The 15,295-nt window shown below is 71.3% G+C and carries 17 protein-coding genes; 6 read left to right on the top strand and 11 right to left on the bottom strand.

Features of this window, described 5'->3' with window-relative positions:
- Positions 1 to 31: 31 nt before the first annotated feature.
- The 4 genes from GFH49_RS36085 to GFH49_RS36070 are packed head-to-tail and all read right to left on the bottom strand — an operon-like array spanning position 32 to position 2,736.
- Positions 32 to 994, bottom strand: a complete 963-nt coding sequence (locus GFH49_RS36085) for a phosphotransferase family protein (RefSeq protein ID WP_155060274.1) — start codon at positions 992 to 994, stop codon at positions 32 to 34.
- 60 nt (positions 995 to 1,054) lie between these two features.
- Positions 1,055 to 1,657, bottom strand: coding sequence for a sugar O-acetyltransferase (locus GFH49_RS36080; RefSeq protein WP_155060273.1), 603 nt, complete (start codon positions 1,655 to 1,657; stop codon positions 1,055 to 1,057).
- Positions 1,658 to 1,705: 48 nt separating this feature from the next.
- Positions 1,706 to 1,912 carry a DUF397 domain-containing protein gene (locus GFH49_RS36075; protein ID WP_155060272.1) on the bottom strand — a complete coding sequence of 69 codons (207 nt, stop codon included), beginning with the start codon at positions 1,910 to 1,912 and terminating at the stop codon, positions 1,706 to 1,708.
- A complete protein-coding gene (locus GFH49_RS36070) occupies positions 1,909 to 2,736 on the bottom strand; it encodes a helix-turn-helix domain-containing protein (RefSeq protein ID WP_155060313.1) in 828 nt (275 codons plus the stop codon). The genes GFH49_RS36075 and GFH49_RS36070 overlap by 4 nt, the downstream gene beginning before the upstream one ends.
- 197 nt (positions 2,737 to 2,933) lie before the next feature.
- On the opposite strand from GFH49_RS36070, the gene GFH49_RS36065 reads away from it, so the two are divergent.
- Complete coding sequence (locus GFH49_RS36065) at positions 2,934 to 3,398, top strand: ATP-binding protein (protein WP_155060271.1); 465 nt, start codon at positions 2,934 to 2,936, stop codon at positions 3,396 to 3,398.
- A 21-nt stretch (positions 3,399 to 3,419) separates the two neighbouring features.
- Here the strand turns inward: GFH49_RS36065 and GFH49_RS36060 are convergent, their stop codons facing one another.
- Positions 3,420 to 4,628, bottom strand: a complete 1,209-nt coding sequence (locus GFH49_RS36060) for a pyridoxal phosphate-dependent aminotransferase (RefSeq protein WP_155060270.1) — start codon at positions 4,626 to 4,628, stop codon at positions 3,420 to 3,422.
- Positions 4,629 to 4,715: 87 nt separating this feature from the next.
- On the opposite strand from GFH49_RS36060, the gene GFH49_RS36055 reads away from it, so the two are divergent.
- Positions 4,716 to 5,342 (top strand): winged helix-turn-helix transcriptional regulator, encoded by a 627-nt coding sequence (locus tag GFH49_RS36055; RefSeq protein ID WP_155060269.1) that lies wholly within the window; start codon positions 4,716 to 4,718, stop codon positions 5,340 to 5,342.
- A gap of 171 nt (positions 5,343 to 5,513) precedes the next feature.
- On the opposite strand, the gene GFH49_RS36050 is transcribed toward GFH49_RS36055, so the two are convergent.
- Genes GFH49_RS36050 through GFH49_RS36040 form a run of 3 tightly spaced genes read right to left on the bottom strand, consistent with a single transcriptional unit; the run spans position 5,514 to position 9,089 of the window.
- Complete coding sequence (locus GFH49_RS36050; RefSeq protein ID WP_155060268.1) at positions 5,514 to 6,272, bottom strand: hypothetical protein; 759 nt, start codon at positions 6,270 to 6,272, stop codon at positions 5,514 to 5,516.
- Positions 6,272 to 7,543, bottom strand: coding sequence for a VWA domain-containing protein (locus tag GFH49_RS36045; RefSeq protein WP_155060267.1), 1,272 nt, complete (start codon positions 7,541 to 7,543; stop codon positions 6,272 to 6,274). The genes GFH49_RS36050 and GFH49_RS36045 overlap by 1 nt, the downstream gene beginning before the upstream one ends.
- Before the next feature lie 31 nt (positions 7,544 to 7,574).
- Positions 7,575 to 9,089, bottom strand: coding sequence for an IucA/IucC family protein (locus GFH49_RS36040; protein WP_155060266.1), 1,515 nt, complete (start codon positions 9,087 to 9,089; stop codon positions 7,575 to 7,577).
- Positions 9,090 to 9,211: 122 nt separating this feature from the next.
- Here GFH49_RS36040 and GFH49_RS36035 point away from each other — a divergent pair, with 122 nt between their 5' ends.
- The gene (locus GFH49_RS36035) at positions 9,212 to 10,726 is read left to right on the top strand and encodes an IucA/IucC family protein (protein WP_155060312.1); all 1,515 of its coding nucleotides are present in this window, start codon (positions 9,212 to 9,214) and stop codon (positions 10,724 to 10,726) included.
- 27 nt (positions 10,727 to 10,753) lie between these two features.
- Here GFH49_RS36035 and GFH49_RS36030 read toward each other — a convergent pair whose 3' ends face one another.
- Both GFH49_RS36030 and GFH49_RS36025 read right to left on the bottom strand, forming a co-directional pair.
- Positions 10,754 to 11,068 (bottom strand): hypothetical protein, encoded by a 315-nt coding sequence (locus GFH49_RS36030; protein ID WP_155060265.1) that lies wholly within the window; start codon positions 11,066 to 11,068, stop codon positions 10,754 to 10,756.
- 63 nt (positions 11,069 to 11,131) lie between these two features.
- Positions 11,132 to 11,602 (bottom strand): hypothetical protein, encoded by a 471-nt coding sequence (locus GFH49_RS36025; protein WP_155060264.1) that lies wholly within the window; start codon positions 11,600 to 11,602, stop codon positions 11,132 to 11,134.
- Positions 11,603 to 11,608: 6 nt separating this feature from the next.
- Between GFH49_RS36025 and GFH49_RS36020 the strand changes: the two genes are divergently transcribed.
- Together GFH49_RS36020 and GFH49_RS36015 are read left to right on the top strand one after the other, a co-directional pair.
- Positions 11,609 to 12,034, top strand: a complete 426-nt coding sequence (locus tag GFH49_RS36020; RefSeq protein ID WP_155060263.1) for a protein kinase family protein — start codon at positions 11,609 to 11,611, stop codon at positions 12,032 to 12,034.
- 148 nt (positions 12,035 to 12,182) lie between these two features.
- Entirely contained in the window at positions 12,183 to 12,977 is a 795-nt protein-coding gene (locus GFH49_RS36015) for a hypothetical protein (RefSeq protein WP_230396694.1), read from the top strand.
- Positions 12,978 to 13,148: 171 nt separating this feature from the next.
- On the opposite strand, the gene GFH49_RS36010 is transcribed toward GFH49_RS36015, so the two are convergent.
- A complete protein-coding gene (locus tag GFH49_RS36010; protein ID WP_155060262.1) occupies positions 13,149 to 14,243 on the bottom strand; it encodes a saccharopine dehydrogenase NADP-binding domain-containing protein in 1,095 nt (364 codons plus the stop codon).
- Positions 14,244 to 14,347: 104 nt separating this feature from the next.
- On the opposite strand from GFH49_RS36010, the gene GFH49_RS36005 reads away from it, so the two are divergent.
- Positions 14,348 to 15,271, top strand: a complete 924-nt coding sequence (locus GFH49_RS36005; RefSeq protein ID WP_155060261.1) for an NAD(P)/FAD-dependent oxidoreductase — start codon at positions 14,348 to 14,350, stop codon at positions 15,269 to 15,271.
- The last annotated feature ends 24 nt before the right edge of the window (positions 15,272 to 15,295 follow it).

Below are 15,295 nucleotides of genomic sequence, written 5' to 3'. Positions count from 1 at the left end.
CGCCGTGCCCGCGGCCCCCGGCCGCTCTGGCTCAGCTCAGCGCCTCCATCAGGGCGGTGACATAGGCATCCAGCCGCTCCTCCACAACTCGCGTCGTCAGCTCTGGCCTCCCTGCCTCCCGCCAAGCCTGCGCCACCGACTGCACTTCCTCTGAGGACGCCAGCCCGTCCCGCACCTGCCAGTACAGCCGCTCGCCGGCGGCCGTAGCCAGCACTCCGCCGGCCTCCTCGTACGCCGCAGGGAATCGCAGACCCCACGCCGGGCCGTGCAGCAGCGCGAGATTGACGGAGCAGTGCGCCACATCGAGATCCGCCGGGCCCCAGGAGGTCGCTGCCCAGTCGACGACCCCCGTGATCCGGGCACCTGTCCCCTCTGGGGGCGGCACTTCGAACAGCACATTGCCGGGTTGGAAGTCCCGGTGCAGGAATCGCCCTGCATAGGGCGGCGCGGGCCTGCGGATCACATCGATCGCCGCGGCCCATGCCGCCGCGTCGGCACCCGTCGGGACCACGACGGTGTCGGCGGTCGTCAACGCCACGTAATCCCGGGGCCGCTCGGCGGGCCGCAACGCGTGGATCGCCACGAGTTGACGGGCCAGCAGCGGAACGCGCGCCTCCACTCCCTCATCGTCGAGTACTGTCCGGCCCGCCAGATGTGTCATCAGGAGCGACGGGTACTCGCAATGCGCGGCTGCCGGATCAACCGCGACCAGTCCAGGAGCCGACACACCGGTCCCCGCGAGCAGCCTCAGGGCCCCGGCCTCCCGGCTCAGCCAGTCCCCGGCGTGCTCCCCATAGAACGGGTCGACGAAGCTCCGCAGCACCAGGTCACGGGTGCCTCCGTCCCGCGTGCCGATGGTCAGTTTCCGCACTTCGGCAGTGATGCCGCCCTGCAGCGCGTCGGCTCTGACGACCCGTTCGCCGACCCCCAGGTGCCGGCTGACCCAAGCCAGTGTCAGCGGTCGGACATCCGCCACGTCAATGTGGTTGGTCACCGTGCTACGTCAACATCCGGATGGCGGCATGCGCAACAGCTTTCCTGGGGCATCGCAGTGCTAATACCCGGCGGTACGGGTGGTGAGGTCGTCGTCCGTGATGGGGCGGACAACCCTGCAAGGGGTTCCGACCGCGACCGTCATCGGGGGGATGCTGCGGCTGACGACGCTGCCGGCGCCGATGACCGACCCGTATCCGATGCGAACGCCGGGCAGGACCACCGCGTTGCTGCCGATCCAGACCTTGTCCTCGATCACGATCGGCTCCGAGAACCGTCCGAAGTCAGCGCGTCGTGAGGGATGCACCGGGTGCCCCGTCGTGGTCAGTGTCACGCTGGGCGCGATCATGACACCGTCGCCTATGCGGATCTCCACGTCGTCGACGAACGTGAGGTTCACGTTCCCGAAGAAGTCGTCGCCGATGTGGACGTTGCTGCCGAACCCGGCGTGGAACGGCGGCAGCAGCACCGTGCGTTCACCGACCGAGCCGAAGATCTCGACGAGCAGCGACCGGCGCTTCTCCGTTTCGCCCGGTGGTGTGTGGTTGTACTCGAAGATCTGCTCCGTGCGGCGCCGAGGAGCCTGGAAGGCCGCTTCCGACTCGGTGTAGACCAGCCCCTTGGCGATCCTGGCCAGGACTTCTTCCTCGTGAGCATGCGTCACGGAGGAACGCTCCCTTCGTCCAACTCCTCGGGCGCAGGCAGGGGTACGTCAGTGATCGGCCGCGTACGAGACGAAGGTGGCCCACTGCTGGGGGGTGAAGGCGAGTTGGGGGCCCGGCGCGTGCTTGGAATCGCGTACGTGGACGCCGTCCGGGGCGCAAGCGACCTCGACACAGGCAGGTCCGTCGTCGGTGCTGTAGCTGCTCTTGAACCACGTGAACTCGGAGCCGTGACCGGCCGAGGGCTTGACGCTCATGTCTCTCCAAGAACTTTCTCGATGAAGGCCAGCGACTCTCGTGGTGGAAGGGCCTGAGCCCGGATGACCCCGTACCGCAGTTCCAGGATCTGGATCTCCTTCGGCTCCGAGACCAGTCGGCTGGTCCGCTGAACCTCGTTGTGCCCCACCGTGATGCCTTCCTTGAGCCGCAGCAGGTGGAAGGGTCCGCCGAGACCTGCGTTGTCCTCGCGATCCATGGGGAGTACCTGCATCTCCACGTTCCGCATCTGCCCGATTTCCAACAGCCGTTCGAGCTGCTGGCGCAGCACCATTCTGCCCCCGACTCGCCTCCGCAGAGTCGCCTCATCATGCACGAAGCTGAGGGCCGGGATCATCTGCTGTCCGTCGATGATCCCTTGCCTGGCCAGCCGCGCCGCGACGAGCCGCTCCACTTCATCCTCGGAGAAGGCGGGCCGCCGCGAACCGAACACGGCCCTCAGGTAATCCTCCGTCTGCAAGAGCCCGTTGACGACGGAGTTGTCATACGCGCAGATCTCCACCGCCTCCCCCTCCAACTTCGCCAGATCCCGCACCTTCTTCGGATACCGGGCCTCCTCCACGTCCTTCGTCAGCCCGGCGATCATCCCGCCCGCGCCGAGAACCTGGTCCGCGGCCTCCAGGAACTGCGCCTTGGGGGCCCGTCGACCCCGCTCCACCGAGGACACCTGCTCCTCGCTGTACCCGATGGCCGCCCCCAACTCGGCCTGGGTGAGCCCTTTCTGTTCCCGCCACATCTTGATGACCTTGCCGACGGTCCGCAGTACGGCCGCCGACTCCTCGTCATCGCTGCCGTACGGCTCCATCCCGTCGCCCTGCGACCCCTGCCCCGTCACACTCACCGCCCGGACACCTCCCTGTGCCGCCGCCCGTACCCAACTCCCCTATGGAGTACGGCGTCACGCGTCGGCGCCCGGACAGGCCCGGACATCGCCCGGACAGTGACGCTGCGTACCGCCGTCATTGCTGTTCAGAGTAGATACGGCCGAGCACGCTGAGTGACATGAACGCCGATATTGCCCACTTGAGGGCACCCCAGCCCACCCCCACCCCCACCCGCCACTTCACCATCCGCCTCTCGTCCACCCCCAGAGGCGCCCGTCTCGCCCGGCGTCTCGCGGCCGGGCAACTCGACAGCTGGGGCTGGCCGTACGACACGGAGGCCAACCGCACGGCGACGCTGCTGGTGGCCGAACTCGCCGCCAACGCGGTGCTGCACGGGCGGGTGAGGGGCCGTGACTTCCGGCTCCGGCTCACCCTGTACCCCGAGGGCGCCACGCTCCGTATCGAAGTCTCGGACGCCCGCCCCGACCGTCGCCCGCCCGCGCCCGGGACGCTCCCGTCGGGCTGCGCCGAGGCGGAGTCGGGCCGGGGTCTCGTCCTCGTCGAGGCCCTGGCCGGGTACTGGGGAACGACCTGCGGAGACCCGTACACGAAGACGGTCTGGTGCGAGGTCGCTCTGGCGTAGGGGGGGCAGGTTCTACGGCATCTACTGCCGGTAGCCGCTCAGGAACCGGCCGATCCGGCCGATCGCCGCCTCCAAGTCTTCCGCGTGCGGGAGGGTGAGGATGCGGAAGTGGTCGGGGGTGGGCCAGTTGAAGCCGGTGCCCTGGACCACCTGGATCTTTTCGCGCAGCAGCAGGTCCAGGACGAACTTCTCGTCGTCGTGGATCTTGTGGACGGACGGGTCGAGACGCGGAAACGCATAGAGCGCGCCCTTCGGCTTCACGCAGGACACGCCGGGGATTTCGTTGAGCTTCTGCCAGGCCGTGTCGCGCTGTTCGCGCAGGCGCCCGCCCGGCGTGGTCAGCTCGCGGATGGACTGCCGGCCGCCGAGCGCGGCCTGAATCGCGTACTGGGCGGGCGCGTTGGCGCACAGCCGCATGGAGGCCAGCATGGTCAGGCCCTCCAGGTAGTTCCTGGCGTGCTGCTTCGGGCCGGTGATGACCAGCCAGCCGGAGCGGAAGCCCGCCACGCGGTAGGTCTTGGACAGGCCGCAGAAGGTGAGGACGACCAGGTCGGGGGCGAGCGCGGCGGCCGAGTGGTGCACGGCGTCGTCGTAGAGGATCTGGTCGTAGATCTCGTCGGCGAAGACCATCAGGCCGTGCCGGCGGGCGAGGTCGAGGATGCCCTCGACGATCTCCTTCGGGTAGACGGCGCCGGTCGGGTTGTTCGGGTTGATGATCACGACGGCCCTGGTGCGGTCGGTGATCTTCGACTCCATGTCGGTCAAGTCCGGGTACCAGTCGGACTGTTCGTCGCAGAGGTAGTGAACCGCCTTGCCGCCGGCGAGGGTTGTCACCGCCGTCCAGAGCGGGAAGTCGGGCGCCGGGATCAGGACCTCGTCACCGTCCTCCACCAGCGCCTGTACGGCCATGGAGACCAGTTCGCTCACGCCGTTGCCGAGGAAGACGTCGTCGACGCCGACCTCCAGGCCCAGCGTCTGGTAGCGCCCCGCCACGGCGCGGCGGGCGGACAGGATGCCGCGCGAGTCCGTGTAGCCGTGCGCCTGCGGGAGCATCCGGATCATGTCCTGGAGGATCTCCTCGGGCGCCTCGAACCCGAAGGCCGCGGGGTTGCCGGTGTTCAGGCGCAGCACGCTGTGGCCCGCCTCCTCCAGCGCGTTCGCGTGCTCGATCACCGGGCCGCGGATCTCGTAACAGACCTCGCTCAGCTTGCTCGACTGCCGGAACTCCATGCGCGCTCGCCCCTCCGGTATCTGGTGTTGCTTGGTTTTACCAAGTTCGAGCTTGGAAAGTCCAATGACACGTCTAGACTGCGTCGCATGTCACCTCGCCGAAGCTACGACCAGTACTGTTCCGCCGCCCGGGCGCTCGACCTCGTCGGCGACCGCTGGACCCTGCTGATCGTCCGGGAGCTGCTGGCCGGTCCCCGCCGCTACACCGACCTGCACGCCGATCTGCCGGGCGTCAGCACGGACGTACTCGCCTCGCGGCTGAAGGACATGGAGCGCGACGGGCTGACGACGCGCCGGCGGCTGCCCCCGCCCGGTGCCGCGTACGTGTACGAACTCACGTCCCGCGGGCGGGCGTTGCTGCCCGTGCTGCAGGCCCTGGGCACGTGGGGGCAGGCCGAGCTGGGCGAGCGGCGGCCCACCGACGCCGTACGGGCGCACTGGTTCGCCCTGCCGCTGCTGCGGTCGCTGGAGGGCGAGGGAGTCGTCGAAGTCCGGCTGGCGGAGGGCGAGTTCCATGTGCACGTCGGCGCCGAGGAGGGGCCCGTGTACGGCGACGGACCCGCGCCCGGGGAGCCCGACGCCCGGCTGGTCCTGGACGCCGGTACCTGGGAGGCGGTCGGGCGGGGTGAGTCGAGCCTGGCGGACGCGGTACGGGACGGCCGTATCGCCGTGACCGGCGAGGGGACCCTCGCCAAGGCCCTCCGGGAGGCGTGAGCCCGCCGTACGGCCGCGCAGCCACACCGTTGGTGAGCCGGCCGAGGCGGGAATCAAGCGGGTGCTCAGTCTCAGCGACACGCCGTGACATGACGTGACACGCCGGAGCGCTCGGCGTGTCGCTGAGATTCGGACGCCAGTTGCCGTACAGGCAGAAGGTCCGGCGATCAGTCAGGCGCCTTGGGGGCGTCCCGACCCCCGCGTCAGCGCATACCCGCCGATCCCGGCGAGCGCGGCCAGCGCGCCGCCCGCCGCGGTCCACACCCACCGGTCCGACCACCAGCCGGAGGACCAGCCGTCCTCCGGCTCGATCGCGGACAGCACCGCCGAGGACGACGAACCCTCCTCGCTCTCCTCCGGCTGCACCGCGATGCCCGGCACCAGCGGCTGCGCCAGCGAACCGTCCACCGCCGCCGAACCGCCGATGTCCTTGGCGGACACCTCGACAGTCGCGGAGACCGGAAGGCCGAGGTCGGTGGCCGTCAGGTCCACGACCGTCAGCCGGACGTAGTACGTGCCCGGCAGCGGGTCGTCGGCCCACGGCTCGGACCAGCCGCGCACCGTGCGCAGGGTGCAGGCCAGTTCGACCGAGGACGCGTCCCGCGCCGCGGTGCGGGTCTGCGCGCCGTACTGGCAGGCCTGGCGGCGGCGCAGTCCGTCGTACACGTCGAGCTGCCAGGTCTCGGCGGCGTGCGCCTGGGGGAGGCCGACCGTGGCCCTGACGGTGGGACGGCTGCCGGAGTCCGCCGGGAACGACCAGTACAGGTAGTCACCGGCGGAGCCGCTCGCCGTCGCCTCCTGGCCCTGCTCGATCTCCGTCGCCGTACGGAAGGACGTGCCTGCCTCCGTCGGGGCATCGGCCGCCACCGCCGGACCCGCGGCCACCCCGAGCAGCACCAACGCCGCGCCCAACACCCGTGTGATACGCATCAGTTGGTCCTCCAGACCGCTACCCGCCAGCGCGAAACCCAGCCCCACACCACACCGGCGAGGAAGCCCGTCAGGACCAGCGCGCCCAGCAGCCACCAGCCGCGCCCGAGGCCGAAGGAGGCCACGTCGCTCGACTGCGCCGGCCCGTCCACGACGTCGACGGTGAGTTCGAGCGGCAGACCGGGTGTGGTCTGCACGCCGGAGGCCGCCGAGAAGGAGTGGGTGACCTGGAGGCACACGGTCTCTGCGGCCGGCTTGTCGCTGTCGTCGTCCCGTTCGGGCTTCGGGTAGCGCAGCCCGGTGGAGATGACGTCCGTACGCCCGTTGCCCGCGGCCTCACCGCGCACGATCTCCCGGCCGTGCACGGTGACGGCGCGCAGCAGCGTCCCGTAGCCGGGGCTGACAGCCCGGTCGGCCGCGACGCTCACCGAGGCCCGCAGCTCCTGGCCCGCCATGACCTCCACGCGGTACCAGCGCTGCTGCCCGAACTCCTCGCGGTCGGTGTAGAGACCGGAGGTGAGGGTGGGGGCCTTCGCGCACTGGTCCGCGCCCTCGGTCGCCACCGGCGTCACCACCGGATCCGCCGCCCGGTCCACCAACTGGTTGACGCGGTCGGTGAGTTCGTCGGTGTGCTCGATCGAGGTGTACGTCCCGCCGGTCGCCTCGGCGATACAGCTGAGCTGCTGCCGCATCTTGGCGTTGGGCACGAGGCCGAGGGTGTCGATGGTCAGGCCGATGCCCTTGGCGGCGATCTCGCGGGCGACCTCGCACGGGTCGAGCGGGGCGCAGGTGTCCTCGCCATCGCTGATCAGCACGATCCGCTTGGAGCCGCTGCCGCCGTCGAGGTCGTCGGCCGCCTTCAGCAGCGCCGGACCGATCGGGGTCCAGCCGGTGGGCGTGAGGGTCGCCACCGCCGTCTTGGCCTCGGTGCGGTCCAGCGGGCCGACCGGGTAGAGCTGTGCGGTGTCCTCGCAGCCCGTCTCCTGGTCGTCGCCCGGGTAGTTGGCGCCCAGGGTGCGGATGCCCAGCTCGACCTCCTCGGGCGTCGCGTCGAGCACTTCGTTGAACGCCTGCTTCGCCGCGGCCATCCGGGACTGGCCGTCGATGTCCCTGGCCCGCATGGAACCGCTGACGTCGAGCACGAGGTTCACCTTCGGCGCGTCCTCGCCCGTGGGTTCGCCGGCGGTCGCCGCGGCCGGGAAGGCGAGCCCGGCCGTCAGCGTGGCGAGCAGGGCGCAGATGCCCGCCGCGAGCCGTTTTCTTGTGATCATCGCCGGATCTTATTGATCAAATGTGTGCCGCTCAAAAACGGTGCTCCACAACGGTCTCCGCCCGCAACGGGTTGGGCAGCCCGGCCCACTGGTCTCCGGGCGTCCCCGGCGACAGCCGCATCAGCGTCAGCGCCTTCGTGGGCAGGGGTTCTTCCAGCAGCGCGACGAGATCCGGGGTGCGCGGCAGATCTCGTACGGCCGTCTCCAGCGCCGCCCGCAACGCCGTACCCGTACCCGCCGTGCCCGCCAGCGCTCCGGCCACCAGCGAGCCGAACAGCTTGCGCCGCAGGGTCGTTTCGTCGTCCGTGACGACCCGTCCGGTCAGCTGCGGCAACGGGATGCCGTGGCGGGCCAGCCGGGTGGGGCTGAGGCGGATGTCCGCCAGATCGCGGTAGACCAGCCGCAGCGGTGCGCCCGTCGGGGACAGCACCACGAGGAGGTTCTGGCCGTGCGCCTCCAGGGCCACGCCCAGCTCCAGCAGGCGCAGGCCCACGGTGAGCGCCAGCCGTGCCAGGTCCGCGAGCCAGGACGGGGACCGGGGCAGCTCGGTGGTGGCGAGCGCGGCCACCGGCACGACCCGCTCGCCGCGCGCCCGCTCGCCGTACACCTGCGGAGACTCCCGCACCACGGCGGCCAGGTCGGGGGAGTGGGCGGTGATCGCGCCGATCGTGCGGGTGGTGTGCAGCAGACCGTCCGTGCGCGCCGCCAGCTCCTCGGCGAACGCCGACAGGACCGCCGACGTCGAGATCGACCACTCGGAGATGTCCCGCACCGAGGACGTCAGCCGGGCGCTCAGCGCGGTCTTGACGTGCCGGTCGCCGGACAGGGCGAGGGTGCGCAGGGACATCAGCGGGTGCGCGGGGGCCTGCTCGTCGCAGGCGCGCTTGAGGACGTGCTCCGCCTGCCAGGGATGTACCGGGATCAGCAGCCGCTCCCCGTCCCGCAGGTCGTCCGGCCACGCACCCGTCACCAGGCACTCCGGTGCCCCGACCGGCATCAGCCCCAGCCGCACCAGCGGCCGGTGCTCGGGCCCGTACGCGAACTGCTCGGCCACCGAGAACCCGGGCCGGGAACGGCAGTTGGGGTGGAACGGATGCCCGTCGACCACCCGCTGCTCCCACTCCCAGTCACTGCCGGGCCATTCGTCCGAGTGGCCCTCCTGCCCGGCCCGGGACAGCGCCAACGAGGCCACGCTGTGCGCGAGTTCGGACGCGAGGTACGCCCCGTGCGGTACCGCGAGGTCCGTCATCAACCGGGCCGGATCGTCGTACGACACCCCGTCGAGCCGTACGGCGGTGACGTACCCGGCGGTGGCGTACGGGTCGGCGACCGGGCCCCGCATACGCCGCCCGTCGGACAGCCGCAGCACACCGGGCCCGCGCCGGGCGATCCACGGCAGCGGCTCATGGGCCAGCGCCCGCCACAGCCGGGTGAGCACCGCCGCCCGCGCGCCGGGCAGCTCGGCCGAGTACCGCGACACGAGACCGGGGCGTACGACGGCCAACTCCTCGGCGACCTCGGCCTCGACGGTGGGGGGACGATGCACGGGCGGGCTCCTAAAGTTGCAGACAGGGCGTCACGGAGGGGGCGTGACGCCAGACATACTGATCATCTCCCGCCTGAACAGCCTGAACAGACCGTAGGGAACAAGTGGAACGCCTGGACCTCATGCCCCCGCCCGCCGCCGACGACCCGTCGGCACATGCCGACGCGTATGCGGCGGCCCCGCTGCTGAACTGCCTGCTGCGCGAGGTGGCGGAACGGATGCCCGGCGAGCGGCCGGTGGCGGAACGGATGCCCGGCGAGCGGCCGGTGTACCGGCTGCCCGGTCTGGGGCGCCTGCTGCGGGTGCGCGGGGAACGGCGGCCCGCGGAGCCCGAGTTGTACGTCGGCGGCAGATGGCAGCGGCTCGGCCACTCCGAGCTGGTGAAGCTCGTCGCCGAGGAACTCACCCGGCACACGGGCCTGTCCAACCACGAACTCCCCGCCGAGATGACCGACAGCCGCGACGCCGTGGCCGCCCTGCTCACCGCGCGGGCCGGTGCCGTCGCGCCGGACGACCCGTATCTGCTCTCCGAGCAGTCCCTCATCACCGGCCACCCCTGCCACCCCGCCCCGAAGGCACGCGGCGGCGGCCCGGTCACCGACTGGCTGCGCTACGCCCCCGAGGCGCACGCCGGCTTCCCGCTGGTGCTGCTCGGAGTGCGCGAGGACGCCGTCGTCGAGGAGGGCGACACCTCCGCCCTCGACACCCTGGGCGAGGCGCCGCCCGGCTACCGGCTGCTGCCCGCCCACCCCTGGCAGCTCGACCTCGTCGGCCAGGACCTCGCCCCGGCCTTCACGGACGGCCGGCTGATCCGGCTCGGCACGACCACGTTCCCGGCCCACCCCACCGCCGCGATCCGCACGGTGTACGCCCCCGAGCGCGACCTCTTCCTGAAGTTCAGCCTCGATGTGCGCATCACCAATGACGTACGCCGGCTCTGGCGCCACGACCTGCTGAAACTGCGCCGCATCGACACGGCCGTGACCGACGCCTTCGCCGCGATCGACGGCCCGGCGGCCTGGCTGGCCGACCGCGGCTACCGCACCGCCGGCTTCGCCTTGGAGGAACTCGCCGTCCTGGTCCGCGACGGACTGCACGCCCACCTCCTGCCCGGCGCGACCCCGCTGCTCGCCGCCGGGCTCGTCGAGGGCTTCACCGGCAGCCCGCTCGACGGCACCGGCGATCCGGCGGGCTGGTGGGAGGCCTATCTGCGCCAGGTGGTCCCACCGGTGCTGGCCGCCTTCGCCGGCCACGGCGTCGTACTCGAAGCGCATCTGCAGAATTCGCTGATCGCCGTGGATGCCGACGGCACGCCCGTGCAGGCGCTGTTCCGGGACGCGGAGGGGGTGAAGCTGCTGCCGGACGTGGAGCGGGCCGCCGGGTGGGAGCGGCTGGTGTACTGCCTGGTGGTCAATCACCTGTGCGAGATCGCCGCGGTCCTCGCGGAGCGCCACCCCGGCCTCGATCCCTGGCCCGCCGCACGCGCGGAACTGGCCCGGCACGACCTGCCCGAGATCGCCGCCCTGCTGACCGCCCCCACCCTTCCCGGCAAGACGAACCTGCTGCTGCGCTGGACGGGGGCGGACGGGGCCGACGCACGCTATCTGCCGCTGCCGAACCCGCTGGCCGGTACATGAGCTGACCGGCCCTGGCCGAGGGCGGCTTCAAAGAAGGTCGCGGTGGCGTGAGAGGAACTCGGCTCGCGCGTCGGGGGGCATTCGCATGAAGGCGTTGCGCAGGTCCGGTGGCAGTAGGACCAGTAGCCGCTCCTCCTGCAGCGACTGGAGCGGATCCGACGCCCGGGGCCCGGACGGCAGTGAGAATCCGTCGTCCCCATAGAGCTGCTCTGCGTAGCGGAAGCCGGTGAGGTTCTTGTCGATGAGTTTGCGCGTCTTGCCTTTCCTGGCCACGGCCGAGGCGGTTTCGAGCAGCCGGATGCTCCGACGCTTGGGCGCCGAGGCCCCGGGGACGAGCGCCACGGCGCAGTTGTTGCGTGCGAGCCTTCTTCATCGACTTCATGGCCGAGCCGAGCGGCAGGAACTTCAGGTTGTCCCTGACGAGCCTGCGGGACTCGTCCGTCTCGACCAGCGCGAGCGCCAGGTCGAGCAGCCGGGCCTCCTCCTCCGCCGGAAGGGACGGGCCGGGCCGGGCCCCGAGGACATCACGCAGTTGTTGAGCAGCAGCGCCGTCCGGTCGCTCAGCTTGCGGACGGTGCGCCGTACGCCGACGGTGTCGAAGGGACGCAGCCTGGTCAGCTGCGGCACGATCTCCTTCTCCACCATCGACACCGCCCGGACGACGTCCATGTCGTGCTGCTCACGGGCGCGGTCCAGCGCGCTTTGCACGGAGTCCAGCTCGGGTCGCAGCTGCTGCTCTACCACCTCGCCCAGCAGGCTCTCGCCGGCCCACGACCAGGCGCCGAAGAGCCCGATCATCCGCTGCGGCGTCGCCGCTCCGGCGGCGAGTACCGCGACGGGCGTGACCAGGGTGCGGCGCACCTCATCTTCCTGCACGGCGGCATGGCCAAGGTCGGCGACTTCGGGCTGGCGAAGGCGTTCGACGCCGCGGGCCTGAGCGGGCTGACGCATACGGGCACCAGCGCGGGCAGCCCGTCGTTCGTCTCCCGGCAACAGGTGCTGCAGTTCAAGCGGGCGCAGCCCGAGGTCGACGTCTGGGCGACCGCGGCCTGCCTGTACTACATGCTCACCGGCTCCGCCCCGCGTGACTTCCCGCCGCACGCCGACCGCTGGCGGGTGGTCCTGGACAGCCCCGCCGTGCCGATCCGCCGCCGGAACCCCGACGTCCCGGAGGGCCTCGCGAAGGTGATCGACCACGCCCTCACCGAACACCCGCGCATCGGTTTCGGCACCGCGGCGGAGTTCCGCCAGGCCCTGGTCGAGGCCGCTGCTGACATCACGGATCATCCGCGGCGCAGGGAGCGCTGATGACCGTCATCGCGCTGCGCCCGTGCGAGGCTTTCCGGCTGCCTGAGGTGCCACCGGGAGAGCGGCGCCGCGACGCTGGGCACGGCGGCGGGACCCCTCCCGGCAGTCGGCGCCTAGCATCGGCACCCATCGATTGCGGGGAGGCAGAGTGACGGCGCGTTCGGTGAGCAAGGTCAGCCTTCTGCCACGGGAGATCGGCAGCCTCAGCCACACGGTTCCCGCGGCCCCGCCGGGCACGCTCTTCGTGCTCGGCATGAACGGCGGGATGAGGGTGGCGCCGGACGCGGACTTCACGCTGGTGTTCGGGCGCAACGAGCCCGAGGTCCACGTCTGTGTCGGCGCGGGAGACCCACGCGTCAGCCGGCGGCAGGGGCTGATCGTCCGGGAGTCCTCCCGCTGGGTGCTGTACAACACCGGCAGGCTGCCCATCCGGTTCCCCGGATCACGGCTGCTGCTCGGCGGCGCCCATGCCTATCTGTCGTCCGGTTACACGCCGTTGTTCGTGGTCTCCGCGCAGCAGGGGCATCTCCTGGAGGTCCGGATCACCGCGCCGGGGCCGTCGGACGGCCCGTCGGCCGGACCGGGTCTGCACGAGGAGGTGACGCGCGGTGAGGTACGGAAGCTGAGCCCCGAGGAGAAGCTGGTGCTGGTCTGCCTCGCTCAGCGCTACCTCCGGCTGGAGCCATGCCCACAGCCGTTGACGTGGGCTCAGGTGGCTTTCGAGCTGGGCCAGTTGCGGCCGCATGAGTCGTGGGGCCGCAAGCGCGCCGCCCACATCGTCGCCAACGTGCGCAGACGCCTCAGCAGAGAGGACCGCGTGCCCGGGCTCCTGGAGGACGAGGTCCCGCAGCCGGTCGGGAACATGCTCAACCACAACCTCATCACCGACCTGCTGATCACCACGACGCTCGGCAGATCGGACCTGGACCTGCTGCGGGCGTGAAACACCGGCATGAACACCTGTGCCGCGGCGTGCCTGCTCACGCCGGTTCCCGGAGTTGCCGACAGCGCCGGCGGGGGCGGTGCGAGGCCCGGCCCGCCTGGGGCCGCCCGGTTCAGGAGAGGGGAGGGCCGGACGGCGATATGGTGCGCGGCTGCGGCCGATGCCAGTGGGTCAGGTCATCTCCAGCTCTGCCGCGGGATCCGCCGCCAGGGCCCTGGCCGTCGCCTGCGCGTCGAGCGCGTCAGCCGCGTAGTGAACGCCGGGTTTCACGCGGCCTGCCAGGACGTGCTCCGCCGCGGTGGCTGCGAGAAAGCCGCTGAGTTCGTACGAGTCCTCGGCGCGGAGGGTGAGGGTGCGGGCCGGCGGGCCGTCGCCGGTCCCGTTCCACAGGCGGAACTCCTGCCCGTACCAGGAGCCGTGACGGCGCACGTCCTCGTCCGCGGCGTGGACCAGTTCGGTGGCGTCCGGAGTGTCCAGGGCCCAGGCCATGGCGAGTCCTTCCGCGAGGCGCGTGCCGCCGAAGACGGTGTACCAGTGAAGCCGGCGGATGCCCGCGGTCTCGGCGAGCCGGGCGGCCTCGGTGGACAGGTAGGGGAAAGCGGTCACCCGCTGGGGGAAGGCCGCAAGGAGCAGGTCGCGCCGGGGTTCCAGCGCGCGGTCGCGTATCCGCCCGTCCTCCCAGGCGGCGGAGGGAGTGCCGTGTTCGGGGCCCCGGGCGAGGAGTACGTCCCCCGCGGCGGCGGGGGTGAGCGCGGCTACCCCGCCCACGTATCCCTCCAGGCGCAGGGGCTGTGCCGCCGGATCCACCAGGACGCGGGGCAGGAGTCCGGACAGGCCCGGCAGGGCCCCGGCGGAGATCACCGCGGTGCGGCCCGCGGCCGACCACGCACCGGCTCCGCCGCCCGCTGTGGTCAGCCGGGTGTGGACGGGGTCGTCGCCCGCCGCGTCGACGTAGTCCACGCCGTGCCGCAGGGCCGCACGGGCCACGGTGTCCAGGACGCGGTAGGACGGGCCCGCGCAGTTGACGACGAGCCGGCAGCGGCTGAGGAACGAGTCCAGAGAATCGGACCAGAGGTCAACCGCCTCGGCGCTGACGGCCGCCGAGCCCTGACCGCTCCGGAACGAGGCGATGAGGGCTTGTGCGCGCGACGGGTCCCGGCCGCCCACAAGAAGTGGGCCGATGTCTGCCTGACGCAGGCGACGTACCACTGAGCTGCCGACGGCTCCGTAGCCGCCGAGGATGCCGATTGCCGCGGTGGAGTTCACGGGAGTCACCCTTCTTCGGATCTAACGGCCTCATTTACTGGAATTGATAACTATTATCAATAGTGGCGGATGTGACGTCCCCCTGGACACAGCGGAGGAGAACGATGACGTACGACGTACTCGTGGTCGGTGGAGGCCCAGCCGGTCTCAACGCCGCGCTGGTGGCCGGCCGCCAGCGCCGCGCCGTGCTGCTTCTCGACAGCGGCGCACCGCGCAACGCGCCGGCCGCCGACATGCACATGTTCCTCAGCCGGGACGGCTTTCCTCCGGCGGAGCTGCGCCGCATAGGCCGTGAGCAGCTCACCGCGTACCCGAGCGTGGAGATCCGTGAGGCGCTGGTGACGAGTGCGGAGACGGAGGGGAGCGGGTTCGTGCTGACGCTCGCGGACGGCGCGCGGGTACCGGGCCGCAAGTTGATCATCGCCACCGGGCAGGTCGATGTCCTCGACCAGGTGGACGGGTTGAGTGAGCTCTTCGGCCGGGGTGTCTATCACTGCCCCTTCTGTCATGGCTGGGAGACCCGGGGCATGAAGCTTGCCGTGCTCGGTCACGAACTCCCCCAGGTCATGCAGGCGTTGTACGTCGCCGACCGGTTCAGCGACGACGTGATGGTGTGCACGAACGGGCATCCGGTGCCCGAGCAGGCGGCGGGCAAGCTCGCCGAGGCCGGGATCGCCGTCGACGAGACACGGGTCTCCCGGATCGAGGGCAAGGAGGGCGAGGTGCGCCTCGTCCTGGCGGACGGACGGGTCCTGGAGCGGCAGGCCGTGTACCACCGGGCACCCACCCGGCAGCACTCCCCGCTCGCCGAACAGCTCGGCTGCCAGATCCTTCCCGACGGTTGCGTCCGCGTGGACGAGTTCCAGCGCACGAGCGTGCCCGGTGTCTACGCGGCCGGGGACGCCGCCCGGCTGGAGGCGCTGCCGGACGCGCTCACCTTCGTGGTCACGGGGGCAGCCGACGGAGCGCGCGCAGCGGTCTGGCTGGAGCAGGAGCTGTTCCGTCAGGACGCGGGGCTCGGCGGCTGATCCGGTTCGCGGCGGGAGCGCCCA

The organism is Streptomyces blattellae (assembly GCF_009709555.1).
Lineage (GTDB): Bacteria > Actinomycetota > Actinomycetes > Streptomycetales > Streptomycetaceae > Streptomyces > Streptomyces blattellae.
Note: the sequence above shows the minus strand (reverse complement) of the source record. Positions and strands in the feature narration are given on the sequence as shown.

Excerpts from the sequence above, each read along its gene's own strand:
- GFH49_RS36060 (WP_155060270.1), bottom strand. The coding sequence starts at position 4,628 with ATGGAGTTCCGGCAGTCGAGCAAGCTGAGCGAGGTCTGTTACGAGATC.
- GFH49_RS36005 (WP_155060261.1), top strand. The coding sequence starts at position 14,348 with ATGACGTACGACGTACTCGTGGTCGGTGGAGGCCCAGCCGGTCTCAAC.
- GFH49_RS36020 (WP_155060263.1), top strand. The coding sequence starts at position 11,609 with ATGGCCAAGGTCGGCGACTTCGGGCTGGCGAAGGCGTTCGACGCCGCG.
- GFH49_RS36065 (WP_155060271.1), top strand. The coding sequence starts at position 2,934 with ATGAACGCCGATATTGCCCACTTGAGGGCACCCCAGCCCACCCCCACC.
- GFH49_RS36075 (WP_155060272.1), bottom strand. The coding sequence starts at position 1,912 with ATGAGCGTCAAGCCCTCGGCCGGTCACGGCTCCGAGTTCACGTGGTTC.
- GFH49_RS36045 (WP_155060267.1), bottom strand. The coding sequence starts at position 7,543 with ATGATCACAAGAAAACGGCTCGCGGCGGGCATCTGCGCCCTGCTCGCC.
- GFH49_RS36055 (WP_155060269.1), top strand. The coding sequence starts at position 4,716 with ATGTCACCTCGCCGAAGCTACGACCAGTACTGTTCCGCCGCCCGGGCG.
- GFH49_RS36070 (WP_155060313.1), bottom strand. The coding sequence starts at position 2,736 with ATGGAGCCGTACGGCAGCGATGACGAGGAGTCGGCGGCCGTACTGCGG.
- GFH49_RS36035 (WP_155060312.1), top strand. The coding sequence starts at position 9,212 with ATGCCCCCGCCCGCCGCCGACGACCCGTCGGCACATGCCGACGCGTAT.
- GFH49_RS36050 (WP_155060268.1), bottom strand. The coding sequence starts at position 6,272 with ATGCGTATCACACGGGTGTTGGGCGCGGCGTTGGTGCTGCTCGGGGTG.